Raw genomic sequence first — 12,915 nt, 5'->3', positions numbered from 1 at the left:
CGCCGGGCCCGGGGTCCGTCACCCTGTCCCGAAGTACGGGATGCGCCGGCGCCGGCGGCGATGTCGGATCGGGGTCTTTCGCACGCTCACGGCCGACGGCCGAGGACCGGATGGCGCAGGACCGGATTCGCAACCTCTCCCTCAAGCAGCTCCACGCCGTGGCGGCGATCGCGCGGCTCGGCACCATGACCCGGGCGGCGCAGGAGCTGAACGTGACCCCGGCGGCCCTGACGGCGCGGATCAAGGGGCTCGAGGACGAGATCGGCCTGCTCCTGTTCGACCGCACCCATGCGGGCCTGAAGCCCACCGATGCCGGCCGCGAGCTGCTCTGGGCCATCGACAGCATCGGGACCGTGCTGGAGACCTGCACCGAGCGGCTGCGGACCCTGCGCGGCGGCCAGGGCGGCCGGGTCTCGCTCGGCGTGGTCTCGACGGCGAAGTACTTCGCGCCCCGGATCGTCGGCGGCTTCGCCCGGACCCACCCGGGGATCGAGATCGACCTGGTGGTCGGCAACCGGGGCGCCACCGTCGAGTCGTTGCGCGACTACCGGGTCGACCTCGCCCTGATGGGCCGCCCGCCCCGGGATTTCCCGATCGCCGCCGAGAGCTTCGGACCCCATCCCCTGGTGGTGATCGCCGCCCCCGACCACCGGTTCGCCAAGCGGCGCGGCCTGACCCGGGCGGAGCTGGCCGAGGAGCCGTTCCTGGTGCGGGAATACGGCTCGGGCACCCGCACGGTGTTCGAGGAGTTCATGACCGGCCTGCTGATCCGGCGCGCCCGCATCGGCATCGACAGCGGCTCGAACGAGACCATCAAGCAGACCGTGATGGCGGGCTTGGGCGTCGCGCTGATCTCGGGCCACACCGTGGCGGCCGAGGTGGCGGATGGCCGCCTGGTGCTCCTCGACGTCGAAGGCCTGCCGATCCGCCGCGACTGGTTCTCGGTCCGCCGGGCCGACAAGGTGCTGAGCCCCGCCGGCCAGGCGTTCTGGGACTTCCTGGTGCAGGAGGGCGCCGCCTGGCTGCCGGACCTCCCTGACCCCGCCGGCTGACGGCGATCTCAGGCCGCCTCGTCCGCGCGCAGCGCAGCCCCCGCTGGCACCTCCCGGGGGAGGGACGGCACCCGGGCCCAGGGCTCGATCCGGAACGGGATGTCGCGCAGGCGCGCCGAGGCGCTGGCGCCGACCGTCACGATGTCGTCCCAGCGCGACAGGAAGGCGGCGACGCAGGCCGGGTCGAAGTGGTGGCCGCTCTCCGCCTCGATGCAGGCCCGCGCCTCGGCGAGGGGCATCGCCGCCTTGTAGGGACGCTCGGTGGTCAGCGCGTCGAACACGTCGGCGACGGCGACGATCCGGGCGGCGAGCGGAATCGCCTCGCCGGACAGGCCGGCGGGATAGCCGCCGCCGTCCCAGCGCTCGTGGTGGGATTCGGCGATCTCCGCCGCGAGGCCGATCAGCTCGCAGGTGCTGCCGCCTAGGATGCGCTTGCCGATCGCCGCATGGGTGCGGATCAGCGCGAACTCCTCCTCGTCGAGGCGGCCGGGCTTGAGCAGCACGCCGTCGGGGATCGCCACCTTGCCGACGTCGTGGAGCGGGGACGCCAGGTAGACGCGACGGCAGAGATCCGGGTCGAGCCCCAGGGCCTCGGCCATGATCTGGCTGTAGCGGGCCACGCGCCAGGTGTGATCGCCGGTGTCGTTGTCCCGGTATTCCACCGCCAGCGAGAGGCGGAAGATGATCTCGGCCTCGCGCTCGCGCAGGGTGCGCACCGCCTTCTCGACCTCGCCGGCGAGCCAGGAGGCCTGGTCGTCGAGGCGGCGCACGGCGGTGGCCAGCCGCACCAGGTTGCGCAGCCGGACCTGGAGCTCGACGCGGCCGATGCGCTTGTCGAGGAAGTCGGTGGCGCCGGCATCGAGGGCGGCGAGGCGGATCGCGTCGCTCACCTCGCTGGTGATCATCACGATCGGCACCTGGGCGTAGTGCTCGATCGCCCGCAGATGGCGGATGACCGCCGCGCCGTCCATCTCGGGCATGTTGTAGTCGACCAGCACGAGGTCGAAGGCGCGCATCCGCGCCTCGTCGAGCGCCAGGAGCGGATTCCGGAAGATCGACGTGACCGCCTGCCGGTCCTGTTCCAGCAGCCGCTTCAACCGGGTCAGCACCGTCTGGCTGTCATCGACGACGAGTACGTCCATCTGCCTTTCTCCCGCGGCGCACGACGTCCGGCCTTGGGGCGGATCCCGCGGCAGGGGAGCCGGAAAGCTCCCCGATCTCGAAACCAGGGTTCGGTTTCTGTCTCAGGCGAGAATGGGCATTTCAAACTTAACCACCAGTAAACAACCATGTGGAAACCAAGGATCCGAGGTCGAGGTCGCGCCGCCATGGCGATTAGGTTCGGCCGTTCGCGCCTCGGGGTGTTGTACGAGCCGACGAGATCGGAACAGGGCCGCCCGGTTGGCGTCGCCTCATGGACGAAAAACGCTCTCGGCAGCCTTTTACGACGTCGCGAATACTCTGGAATAGACAATCTGCGTTCACGCAGGCCGGCGCCGCCGGGAGTTGTCCCACCGACCATGCGGCGGGTCGGCATCCCGTCGCCATGGTAGGCGATGGGATCTTTTTGGCAGGGTGCGCGGCGTGCGGACCGGCGGCGGAAGCCGCCCGGTCGCTCGTACCGGGGGCATCTCCGAGGAGGAGGGCGTCGCGCGGAGCCCGGGCTAGAAGTAGAAGCGCGGGCCGTAGACCCGGCGATACGGCCGGTAATAGGGCCGATAGTACCGGCGGTAATACGGACGATAGTAGTAGCGACGATAGGGGCGGTAGCCATAATACCGACGATACGGGCGGTAGCGGTAGTAGCGCCGATAATAATAGGCCTTGTCGACCAGGGGCGCAGCGGCGCTCGCCTCGGCCGCGAGGGCGCCGGCGCTCGGCAGGGCGGCGGCCGAGCTGCGGCTGGTGCCGAGGCCGAGCCCTGCAACGAGCAGGGTCAGGACCAGGCTGATCCATCGAAGGGCACGCATGGGTGTCGGTCTCCCTCGGACGGCGCGGCGCTCACCGCCGGCGCCCCGGCTTCAGAGTGGCAACGAGGCTCGCTCCCGCCGGTGACGGATCGGCGGGACGCCCGCCGGACGTCCGAGGGGCGCTGGCGGATCATCTAGATGCACCCGGCCCCGCTTCAATCGACGCCGGCGAAAAACTTGCGGTCGACTTGACCTGCCCAAATGGCCCGGCCCGCCCGGACCTGTCTTGCGGCGCGCGGGATTCCGGCCGGAGCCTGCGGCCGCGGGCTCGCTTGCCGGGGCCGCAAGCTCCGCCTACCTGTCGGGGTCCCCACCGGAGACCCCGCCCCGCCATGCCGTTCCGGCCCTTCACCGCCCTGCGTGCCCTCCTGCCCGACGCTCTCGCCCGCCGCCATCCGGTGGTGCCGGTCGTGCGCCTGAGCGGCGCCATCGGGGCGGTCTCGCCCCTGCGGGCCGGCCTCTCGCTCGGCGCCTGCGCCCCGGCGCTGGAGCGGGCCTTCGGCATGAAGGGGATCCGGGCGGTGGCCCTCGTCATCAACTCGCCCGGCGGCTCGGCGGCGCAGTCGCACCTGATCTTCCGCCGCATCCGGGCACTCGCCGCCGAGGCCGGGGTGCCGGTCCTCGCCTTCGTGGAGGACGTCGCGGCCTCCGGCGGCTACATGATCGCCTGCGCGGGCGACGAGATCCACTGCGATCCCTCCTCCCTCGTCGGCTCGATCGGGGTGGTCTCGGCGGGTTTCGGCTTCACCGGGCTGATCGAGCGCCTCGGCGTCGAGCGCCGGGTCCACACCGCCGGCAAGTCCAAGGCGATGCTCGACCCGTTCCGGCCCGAGAACCCGGACGACGTCGCGCGCCTGAAGACCATCCAGGCCGACGTGCAGGCGATGTTCACCGAGCTGGTCCGGAGCCGCCGGCCCGGCCTCAAGGGCGATCCCGACGAGCTCTTCTCCGGCGCGGTCTGGACCGGCCGCCAGGGCCTGGCGCTCGGCCTCGTCGACGGCCACGGCGACGTTCGCTCGGTGCTGCGCGCCCGCTTCGGCGACAATGTGCGGCTGCCCGTCGTCGAGCAGGTCCGCGGCGGCCTCCTCGCGCGGCTGCTGCGCCGGCGCGAGCCGGGGGCGGTCGGCCTCGCGGCGATCGAGGGCGCGCTGGCCGCCCTCGACGAGCGCGCGGCCTTCGCCCGCTACGGGTTGTAGGCCATCCTTGCAAGTCCTTACGGCGCGGGCTGGTCGCGCAGGCTCGCCGGCAACTGCGCCAGGCACAGGATCTGGTCCTGGCGCTCGTAGGTCTCGCGCTCGCGGATCGCCCGCTCGACCTCCTCGGTGCCGGCGTTAGAGTAACGCAGGCCGAACGGGATCGAGCCGTCCTTCGGGTAGGTGGCGAGCTTGCGCCGGGTCTCGGCCCGGCAATAGGCGACCCAGTCCTGCGACAGGCCGAGCCGGCGGGCGTAGTCCGACACCGCGACGCCGACCCGCCTCGTCGCCTCGCGCTCGCTCCGGGCGAGCGCCCGGTCGTCGAGGCTGTTGATGAGCCCGCTGACCACGAAGCCGAGCGCGACCGCGATGGACATCAGGACGAACAGGCTGCGCATCCGGGGCCTGCTCCCTCGCGGCTTCGTGGGCTCTAGGTGTCGCTCCGGGCCGCGTTCGGCAACCCGCGGCGGAGCGGCGCCCGCGCCGTCACCGGGCAGCGGGACGGGCCGGGCTTGATTCCAGGCCGCACTGCCGTGATGGGGTGCGAACCGAACTTTTGCGTGACGGAGGTCCCGTGCCCGAGCCCATCAGCCCCCGCGACCGCCTGATCGTCGCCCTCGACATGGCGAGCACCGACGAGGCCGAGCGCCTGATCGCGCGGATCGGCGACGCCGCGAGCTTCTACAAGATCGGCTACCGCCTCGGCTATGCCGGCGGCCTCGGCCTGGCCGAGCGGCTGGTGCGGGGCGGCCACAAGGTCTTCCTCGACCTCAAGCTCCACGACATCGGCAACACCGTCGAGGAGGGCGTGCAGTCGCTCGCCGGGATCGGGGCCACCTTCCTGACGGTGCACGCCTATCCGCAGACCATGCGGGCGGCGGCGAGCGGGCGCGACAAGGCGGGGAGCGGCTTGAAGATCCTAGGCGTCACGGTGCTCACCTCCTACGACGACGCGGATGCGCGCGAGGCCGGCTACGCGCTCTCCGTCGCCGACCTCGTCGCGGTACGGGCCGCCGCCGCCAAGGCGATCGGCATCGACGGCATCGTCTGCTCGGCGGCCGAGGCCGCGCAGGTGCGGGCGGTGATCGGACCCGACCGGCTGATCGTCACGCCCGGCATCCGGCCGACGGGTGCCGAGATCGGCGATCAGAAGCGGGTCGTGACCCCCGCCGAGGCGATGCGCGCCGGCGTGGACCACGTCGTCGTCGGCAGACCCATCACCGCCGCCGCCGACCCCCGCGACGTGGCGCGGCGCATCGTCGACGAGATGGCGACGGCGCTCTAGAACACCTCGACAGCACAGGGAGGATTGCGATGGCGAAGGGATACTGGGTCGGCCGCGTCGACGTCTCGAATCCGGAGGCCTACAAGAATTACGTCGCGGCCAACGGCGCGGCCTTCGCCAAGTTCGGCGGGCGCTTCCTGGTGCGCGGCGGCAGCTTCGAGGCGGTGAGCGGGTCGAGCCGCGCCCGCAACGTGGTGATCGAGTTCCCGAGCTACGACCAGGCGCTCGCCTGCTGGAACTCGCCCGAGTACCAGGCCGCGCGTGCCAAGCAGGAGGGCGGCGCCGAGATCGACCTCATCGTGATCGAGGGGTACGACGGGCCGCAGCCGGGCGAGGGCTGATCGTGGCGGCGAGCGGCTCCTCGAGTTGGGGCTGGCGCAAGGTCTTGCGCCTCGCCCTTACGGTCGTGCCGCCGCTCGTCGGTGTGGTGCTGATCGGCCAAGCGGTGGTGGCCTCGATCGGCGGCGACATCCGCCGCTGGGAGTTCGTGCTCGGGGCTTTGTGCCTGTGCCTGACATTTGCCGGGCGGCTGGTGCCGGAGGAGTGACGTTTCGTTCGATCGCGAAAGCAGGGACGTGGGGTCGATGCCGACGATCCCACCGCACAGGGTCATCCCGGGATGACGCGGAGGGTGTCGACGCCGTGGATTGATCCGGCAGTCGATGATCCCGGCGCCGGCGCATCCTGGAACCACCTCGGCCCCCACCCCTTTCCCCCTCACTGCCCGCAACCCCGGACAAGCCCCCATGCGCGACAACCCGGAGCGGAGCCGGTTCGAGCTCGAGGTGAACGGCGAGGTCGCCTACGCCGATTACCGTCGCCAGCCCGGCACCCTCGTCATCTCGTACGTCTACGCGCCCCCGCGCCTACGCGGCACCGGCACCGCCGACCGGCTGATGCTGGGCGTGGCCGAGACTGCCCGGGCGGAGGGCACGCGCATCCGGCCGCTCTGCGGCTACGCGGCGGCGTGGCTGCGCCGCCACCGCGAGCATCGCGACCTGCTGGCCTGACCCGCGGCGCGATCGTCTCTCGCTGGCCGGCGCGACGGGCTGGCGCAGGATCGTCCGGAGCTTCGCCGCCGCCGTCCGGCGCGAATTGCTCAAGTAGATCTCATGGTGAAGCCCCGCCTTCCGCAGGCCGTGGGCGGGCAGGTAGTCGTCGTGAAGCGCCCGCAGGATCGGGCCTTCGGCGTCGTAGGGCCCGACATGGAGCGTCTGAACGCAGCGTCCCTCCTCCAGGGCGGCGCAGCGGAGCCGGTCCAGGGCCGGCAGGTCCTTCGTCGCACGGGCCCGCCCAGAGCGGCCTCGGCACAGGCGCCGGAGACGAAATCCCGCCGACCGGCGCCGTGTAGAGGTGCCTCGGATCCTTCTTCGCGTCGAACCTGGCATTTGGTTTGTTCATGGGATCCTCGACGCGAGCCAGCGACGGCACCACGGGGCGGTCGCGCGAGATCACCCCGTGCCTGACGTCAGGGTAAGCGTCGGGACGGTCACCCCGCCATGTCGAGCGGCGGAGCAAGCCCCGCCGGTAGCGGGCTGACATAGGGCGTACGGGCCAGCCGCTCGGCATGGTCGGCCTTGGCGCGGGCGAGCAGGTCGGGGTCGCGCAGCACGTCCACGGCCGTGCCGGCCATCGCCTTGGCGACGTGGATCATGCCCTTGTGCGCCGCCGGGGTCTTGCCCTGGGCCGTCATCTGCCAGGAATGGCCGGGCGTGCCGATGGCGTAGGTGGCGCCGCGGGCCTGCACCGTCGGCACAGCCCAGCTCACGTCGCCGACATCGGTCGACCCCATCATCCGCTCGCCCTTCGCGCCGAGCGGCACGATCGTGTCGCAGAGCGGCGCATCCGTCACCGGCACGCCGAAGCGGCGATGGGCCGAGACGATGTCCTCGCGGGTCAGCGTCGCCCGGATCGCCTCGGCGAAGGCACGGTCCTCGGCGTCGAAGGGCGGGGGGCCGAGGCGCGTGAGGTTGGCGTGCAGCGCCTGCTCCAGCGGCGGGTTCGCCAGGAGGTTCGACATCGCGCTCACCACCCGGCTCGCCACCTGGGTCTCGGTCATCAGGGCGGCGCCTCGCGCGATCTTCTCCACCCGGGCCGCGAGGTCGAGGAGGCCGGGGAGATCGGCGGCGCGCACGAGGTAGCGCACGGTGGCGCCGGCCTGGACGACGTTCGGGGCGATGCCGCCGGCATCGAGATAGGCGTAGTGCACCCGCGCGTCGCTCGGCATGTGCTCGCGCAGGTAGTTCACGCCGACATTCATCAGCTCGACCGCGTCGAGGGCCGAGCGCCCGAGATGCGGGGCGGCCGCCGCGTGGGAGGCCTTGCCGGCGAAGGTGAAGTCGAGGAGCTGGATCGCCAGCGAGACCGGCTCCCAGATCGAGACGAACGGGCCCGGATGCCAGGTGATCGCCACGTCGACGTCGGAGAAGACGCCGTCGCGCACCATGAAGGTCTTGGCCGCCCCGCCCTCCTCGGCCGGGCAGCCGTAATAGCGCACGCGGCCCGGACGACCTTCCGCCGCGAGCCAGTCCTTGACGGCGGTGGCCGCGAGCAGCGCGCCGGCGCCGAGCAGATTGTGGCCGCAGCCGTGGCCGGCACCCTCGCCCGGCCGGGGCCGGTGCTCGGCCACGCCCGCCTCCTGGCTCAGGCCCGGCAGCGCGTCGTACTCGCCCAGGATCGCGATGACCGGACCGCCCTCCCCCGCCTCGCCCATCATGGCGGTCGGGATGCCGCCGATCCCTTCCGTCACCCGGAAGCCCTGGGCGCGGAGCATCGCGGTGTGCTCGGCGGCCGAGCGCACCTCCTGGAAGTTGAGCTCCGGCATCTCCCAGACCCGGTCGGAGAGGGCGACGAGCGCCGCCGCGTGCTCCTCGACGTGCCGCCAGATCGCCTCGCTGTTGTGCATGTTTCCTCGCGCATCGGGGCCTTGTTCGTGTCTGGCCCCCGCTCCTTGTCGCATGATGGAGGCCGAGCGCCATGCGTCCGGCTCAGCTCAGGGCTGCGCGGGGTTAGCGCTTGGCGGACACGTTCAATCCCTGGCGGGGACTTCAATTCCCGGCGGGGGCCTGCCGCCGCGCCAGCGCCCGGTCGACGAAGTCGAGCCGGTCCTGGCCCCAGAACAATTCGCCGTCGAGCACGATGGTGGGCGAGCCGAACACGCCGAGGCGCTCCGCCTCCTCGCCGTTGCGGCGGTACTCCGCCTGGACGGGCTCGCTGCTTTCGGCGGCCACCAGGGCGGCGCCGTCGAACCCGTTCTCATCCGCGATGGCCCGCCGCACGCCCGCATCCGCGATGTCGCGCTCCTCGGCCCAGAGCGCGCGCAGGATCGCGTGCGAGAGCAGGAAGGCGTCCAGGCCCGCAGCTTGAGCGGCGATCACGGTCCAGCCGGCGTGCTTGTTCCAGTTCGGCACCGGGTTCTGCATCGGGTAGTGACGGGGCGTCACATTGAGCGGCAGGCCGAGATAGTCGCGCCAGCGGGCGAGCTCGACGGCATGATAATCGCGTCGCGGCTGCGGCCGGGTCCGGATCGGCACGCCGCCGGTCTTCGGCACCACCTCCTGGAAGTCGAAGGGCTTGAGCACCAGCCGGGCGCGGTGGCGGCGCACGATGTCCTGGAGCTTCGGCCCGCCGAGATAGGCCCAGGGCGAGGACAGGCTGTAGAAGCAGGACAATTCGATCATCGGGGGCCTCCAAGAAGGGATCGGCATGGACGGGATCGCATTGGACGGGATCGCATTGGACGGGACGGGCACGGATATCCACCAGGAGAGCGCGGCCGTGAAGGGTCTGACAGCCCTCGCCACCGAGGTGCGGCGCGACCTCGCCCGCCTGAACCACCCGCCCGCCCCCTGGACCCTGCCGGTGGACGGACCGGACGGGCGCCCCGCCCTCGACGTGCTGGTGGTCGGGGCCGGGATGTGCGGCCAGACCGCCGCCTTCGCGCTCCTGCGCGAGGGCGTGTCGAACATCCGGGTGATCGACCAGGCGCCCCGGGGAGCGGAGGGACCTTGGGGCACCTTCGCCCGGATGGAGACGCTGCGCTCGCCCAAGCACCTCACGGGTCCGGACCTCGGCATCCCCTCCCTCACCTTCCGGGCCTGGTGGGAGGCGCAAGGAGGGGAAGGCGGGTGGAACGATCTCTATAAGATCCCGCGCCTCGACTGGCTGCGCTACCTGCTGTTCGTGCGCGACACAGTCGGCGTGCCGGTGGAGAACGACACCCGTCTCGCGCGGCTGTGGCCGGCGGGCGGGCTGATCGGTGCGGCGATCGAGGGGCCCGGCGGCCCCGAGACGGTCTATGCCCGCAAGGTGGTGCTGGCCTGCGGCCGCGACGGCTCGGGCGGACGACGGATGCCGCCCTTCGCGGCGGGCGGGAAGGGGCGCCTGTTCCACTCCTCCGACCCGATCGATTTCGCGCGCTTTCGCGGCGGCCGGGTCGCGGTGCTCGGCGCCTCGGCCTCCGCGATCGACAACGCCGCCACGGCACTGGAGGCCGGCGCCGCGGCGGTGACGCTGTTCGTGCGCCGCTCGCACTTCCCGCAGGTCAACAAGTCGAAATGGGCCGCCTTCCCGGGCTTCCTGCGCGGCTACGCCGCCCTCGACGATGCCAGGCGCTGGGCCTTCACGGCATACATGATGGGCGAGGGCACGCCGCCGCCGCATGAATCGGTCCTGCGCTGCACCCGCCACCCGAACTTCGCGGTGCGCTTCGGCGAGGGCTGGAGCGGGATCGAGGAGCGGCCGGACGGCCTGGTGATCGAGACCGCGAAGGGGCGCTACCCGGTCGACGCCGCCGTGGTGGCGGTCGGCTTCGACGTCGACCTGACCCGGCGGCCGGAGCTGGACGCGTTTCGCGACGCGGTGCTGACCTGGGGCGAGCGGGTCTCCCCGGCGGAGGCCGAGACGAATCCGGAGGCGGCGCGCTTCCCCTATCTCGGCGACGGCATGCAGATGCTGGAGCGGGTGCCCGGTCAACTCCCTGAGCTCAATCGGCTGCACGTCTTCAACTGGGGCGTCACCCTCAGCCACGGCGCGCTCGCCGGCGACATCCCGGGCCTCGGCATCGGGGCGACGCGGCTGGCCCAGGCGCTGGTGCGCGATCTCTTCGTCTCGCAGGCCGATGCGCATCTCCCCCGCATGATGGCGCACGAGGATGCCGAGCTGGCGCCGACGCCGTTCTTCGTGCCGCGGGAGGGACGATCGTCGCCGTCACCCACCGCCGAATGAGGCCGCGGCACCGCCGAACGGTCCCGTTCGGCGGTCGCGGAATCTCACGCCGCCAGGTCGTCCTTCACGAAACGCCCGTCGATCATGATCGCCCGCATATGCCGGCCCTGGCCGGTGAGGAGCGAGAGGTCGGAGAGCGGGTCGCCGTCAACCACGATCAGGTCGGCGAAGGCGCCCGGCGCCACCACGCCGGCCTTGCCCTCCAGGCGCACGACCTTGGCGGCGTTGACCGTGGCCGAGCGGATCACCTCGATCGCCGGCAGGCAGCGGCCGCGGATCACGAATTCCTCCGACTGGTGGCGGTGCATCTCGCCGAGGAGATCGGTGCCGTAGGCCATCATCACGCCGGCGTCGCGCAGGGTCTCGAGGGCGGCGAGCCCCGCTTCGCGCACGTCCTCGATCTTGGCCACCGAGGCCGGCGGCAGGCCGAGGGAGGCGCCCTCCTTGGCGAGTGCGTCGAAGGTGACATTGGTCGGCACCACGTAGGCGCCCTTGTCGCGGATCAGCCGCGCGGTCTCAGGAGTCACGAGGTTGCCGTGCTCGACCGAGATCACCCCGCACTCGACCGCCCGGCGGATCGCCGCGTCGGTGTAGAGATGGGCGGCGACGTAGGTCTGGGCGTTGTTCGCCTCCTCGACGATCGCCCGCAGCTCGTCCACCGAGTAGCCCAGGAACGCGATCGGGTCGGTCGGCGAGGAGACGCCGCCATTGGCCATGATCTTGATGAAGTCGGCCCCGGCCTTGATCTCCTCGCGCGCCACCCGGCGCACCGCGTCGACCCCGTCGCAGACCCGGCCCATCGCGCCGAGCTTGGTGGCGTAGTGGCCGACGTCCCGGGCGTGGTAGCGGCCGCGGTAATCGGTGTGGCCGCCGGTCTGCGACAGGGCCTTGCCGCAGATCACGAGGCGCGGGCCGTCGATCAGCCCCTCGCGCACCGCCATCACCAGCCCGTGGTCGGCGCCGCCGAGGTCGCGCACGGTGGTGAAGCCGCGCATCAGCATCCCGCGCATGATCTTCGCGGTCCGCAGGGCCACCAGGGAATCCGGCAGGTCGGCATTGGCGCCGAGGTCGGGAATCGTCGCGATGACGTGGACGTGGCAGTCGATCAGGCCCGGCATCAGCGTGCGCCCGGCGAGATCGATGACGCGGGCGGAGGACGCGGTCAGTGGCCGGTCCGAGACCTCCCGGATGGTGCCGCCCTCGACCAGCACGTCGTGTCCGTCGAGCGCGGTGTCGTGGGTGCCATCGAGGATCCTGGCGTTGCGGAACAGGACGAGGTCGGCGCTCATGCGGGTGATCCCTTCGGTTTCGAGGCGGACCCGGACGCCGGGGCGCGCGGGGATTCGAGCGGCACACTGGACAGCGATAAAAAAACAGGCAAGCTTGTTTTTTTATCAGGCGGCAAACCCCGGAGGACCGGTGACACAGACCGGACGGCAGCCCCAGGCGCGCAGCCTCGCGACCCGCGAGCGGCTGGTACGCGCCACGATCGACGAGATTCACGCCGTCGGCTACCACGCCGCGACGACGCACCAGATCGCCGAGCGGGCGCAGGTCTCCCGCGGGGCGCTGCTGCACCACTTCCCGAGCCGGGCCGATCTGGTGCGCGCGGCGCTGGAAACCCTCCTCGCCGACGGCACCGCCGAAATCAGGTCGGTGTCGCAGGACGTGCGCTCGGGCGCGCTGCCGCTCGCCGACTTCGTCGACTTCCTGTGGCCGCTCTTCTCGGGCCGGTTCTTCCATCTCTCGCTGGAGCTGATCAACGAGGCCCGCACCGATGCGGCCCTGCGCGAGAGCCTGATCCCGGTCGTGCAGCGCTTCCACGCCGCCCTCGACGCGATCTGGGTCGAGTTCTGCGATTCCGAGTCCCGGCCGCCGCGGGAGGCCCGGATCATCCTCAACCTCACCGTTAACCTGATGCGCGGCATGGGCGTGCAGACGGTGCTGCGGCCGGATCCCGACTACTTTCGCGACCTGATCGAAGCCTGGAAGGCGGTGCTGCCGCAGCTCATCAGCGGCCCGGCGGGCGATGCCGCCTTCGCCGGCCCGCGCTTCCGCGAGGCGGTGGCGTGAACGGCTCGGCACCTGAACGACTCGACACTCGGCACCTGTCTTGGCACCGGTCTTGCCAACGGGTCGAGCACCTGTCTTGCCAGCAGGCCTGATACCTGTCTTACAAATAGGTCAGC

14 protein-coding genes and 1 pseudogene are annotated in these 12,915 nt (G+C 71.6%); 8 read left to right on the top strand and 7 right to left on the bottom strand.

Annotated elements, in window-relative coordinates:
• Positions 1–125 precede the first annotated feature (125 nt).
• Entirely contained in the window at positions 126–1,052 is a 927-nt protein-coding gene (locus MFF64_RS06505; RefSeq protein WP_099908345.1) for a LysR family transcriptional regulator, read from the top strand.
• 8 nt (positions 1,053–1,060) lie between these two features.
• Here MFF64_RS06505 and MFF64_RS06500 read toward each other — a convergent pair whose 3' ends face one another.
• Complete coding sequence (locus tag MFF64_RS06500; protein ID WP_099908336.1) at positions 1,061–2,194, bottom strand: HD domain-containing phosphohydrolase; 1,134 nt, start codon at positions 2,192–2,194, stop codon at positions 1,061–1,063.
• A gap of 522 nt (positions 2,195–2,716) precedes the next feature.
• Positions 2,717–3,022, bottom strand: a complete 306-nt coding sequence (locus MFF64_RS06495) for a hypothetical protein (RefSeq protein ID WP_238190106.1) — start codon at positions 3,020–3,022, stop codon at positions 2,717–2,719.
• Positions 3,023–3,354: 332 nt separating this feature from the next.
• On the opposite strand from MFF64_RS06495, the gene MFF64_RS06490 reads away from it, so the two are divergent.
• A complete protein-coding gene (locus MFF64_RS06490) occupies positions 3,355–4,218 on the top strand; it encodes a S49 family peptidase (protein WP_099908334.1) in 864 nt (287 codons plus the stop codon).
• A 17-nt stretch (positions 4,219–4,235) separates the two neighbouring features.
• Here the strand turns inward: MFF64_RS06490 and MFF64_RS06485 are convergent, their stop codons facing one another.
• Positions 4,236–4,613, bottom strand: coding sequence for a hypothetical protein (locus tag MFF64_RS06485; protein ID WP_099908331.1), 378 nt, complete (start codon positions 4,611–4,613; stop codon positions 4,236–4,238).
• Between the two features lie 176 nt (positions 4,614–4,789).
• Here MFF64_RS06485 and pyrF point away from each other — a divergent pair, with 176 nt between their 5' ends.
• From pyrF to MFF64_RS06465, 4 genes are all read left to right on the top strand, one after another.
• Positions 4,790–5,500 (top strand): orotidine-5'-phosphate decarboxylase, encoded by a 711-nt coding sequence (gene pyrF, locus MFF64_RS06480; RefSeq protein ID WP_099908329.1) that lies wholly within the window; start codon positions 4,790–4,792, stop codon positions 5,498–5,500.
• Positions 5,501–5,529: 29 nt separating this feature from the next.
• Positions 5,530–5,841 (top strand): DUF1330 domain-containing protein, encoded by a 312-nt coding sequence (locus MFF64_RS06475; RefSeq protein ID WP_099908326.1) that lies wholly within the window; start codon positions 5,530–5,532, stop codon positions 5,839–5,841.
• A 2-nt stretch (positions 5,842–5,843) separates the two neighbouring features.
• Positions 5,844–6,047: a hypothetical protein gene (locus tag MFF64_RS06470; protein ID WP_099908323.1), complete on the top strand. Its 204-nt coding sequence runs from the start codon at positions 5,844–5,846 to the stop codon at positions 6,045–6,047.
• 199 nt (positions 6,048–6,246) lie between these two features.
• Positions 6,247–6,510 (top strand): GNAT family N-acetyltransferase, encoded by a 264-nt coding sequence (locus tag MFF64_RS06465; RefSeq protein ID WP_099908320.1) that lies wholly within the window; start codon positions 6,247–6,249, stop codon positions 6,508–6,510.
• Positions 6,511–6,618: 108 nt separating this feature from the next.
• On the opposite strand, the pseudogene MFF64_RS06460 reads toward MFF64_RS06465, so the two are convergent.
• The 3 genes and pseudogenes from MFF64_RS06460 to MFF64_RS06450 all read right to left on the bottom strand — a co-directional run.
• Positions 6,619–6,888, bottom strand: a pseudogene (locus tag MFF64_RS06460) (hypothetical protein); the annotation flags it as partial.
• A 101-nt stretch (positions 6,889–6,989) separates the two neighbouring features.
• A complete protein-coding gene (locus MFF64_RS06455) occupies positions 6,990–8,405 on the bottom strand; it encodes a M20 family metallopeptidase (protein ID WP_099908318.1) in 1,416 nt (471 codons plus the stop codon).
• Positions 8,406–8,547: 142 nt separating this feature from the next.
• Complete coding sequence (locus tag MFF64_RS06450; RefSeq protein WP_099908315.1) at positions 8,548–9,180, bottom strand: 2-hydroxychromene-2-carboxylate isomerase; 633 nt, start codon at positions 9,178–9,180, stop codon at positions 8,548–8,550.
• A gap of 97 nt (positions 9,181–9,277) precedes the next feature.
• Between MFF64_RS06450 and MFF64_RS06445 the strand changes: the two genes are divergently transcribed.
• Complete coding sequence (locus MFF64_RS06445) at positions 9,278–10,726, top strand: FAD/NAD(P)-binding protein (RefSeq protein ID WP_165795883.1); 1,449 nt, start codon at positions 9,278–9,280, stop codon at positions 10,724–10,726.
• Between the two features lie 44 nt (positions 10,727–10,770).
• On the opposite strand, the gene MFF64_RS06440 is transcribed toward MFF64_RS06445, so the two are convergent.
• Positions 10,771–12,015 (bottom strand): metal-dependent hydrolase family protein, encoded by a 1,245-nt coding sequence (locus tag MFF64_RS06440; protein ID WP_238190104.1) that lies wholly within the window; start codon positions 12,013–12,015, stop codon positions 10,771–10,773.
• A 130-nt stretch (positions 12,016–12,145) separates the two neighbouring features.
• Here MFF64_RS06440 and MFF64_RS06435 point away from each other — a divergent pair, with 130 nt between their 5' ends.
• Entirely contained in the window at positions 12,146–12,799 is a 654-nt protein-coding gene (locus MFF64_RS06435; RefSeq protein WP_099905976.1) for a TetR/AcrR family transcriptional regulator, read from the top strand.
• The last annotated feature ends 116 nt before the right edge of the window (positions 12,800–12,915 follow it).

The sequence above is a fragment of the Methylobacterium frigidaeris genome (assembly GCF_022179185.1).
Taxonomy (GTDB): domain Bacteria; phylum Pseudomonadota; class Alphaproteobacteria; order Rhizobiales; family Beijerinckiaceae; genus Methylobacterium; species Methylobacterium frigidaeris.
This window is presented reverse-complemented; position numbering and strand designations above follow the sequence as displayed.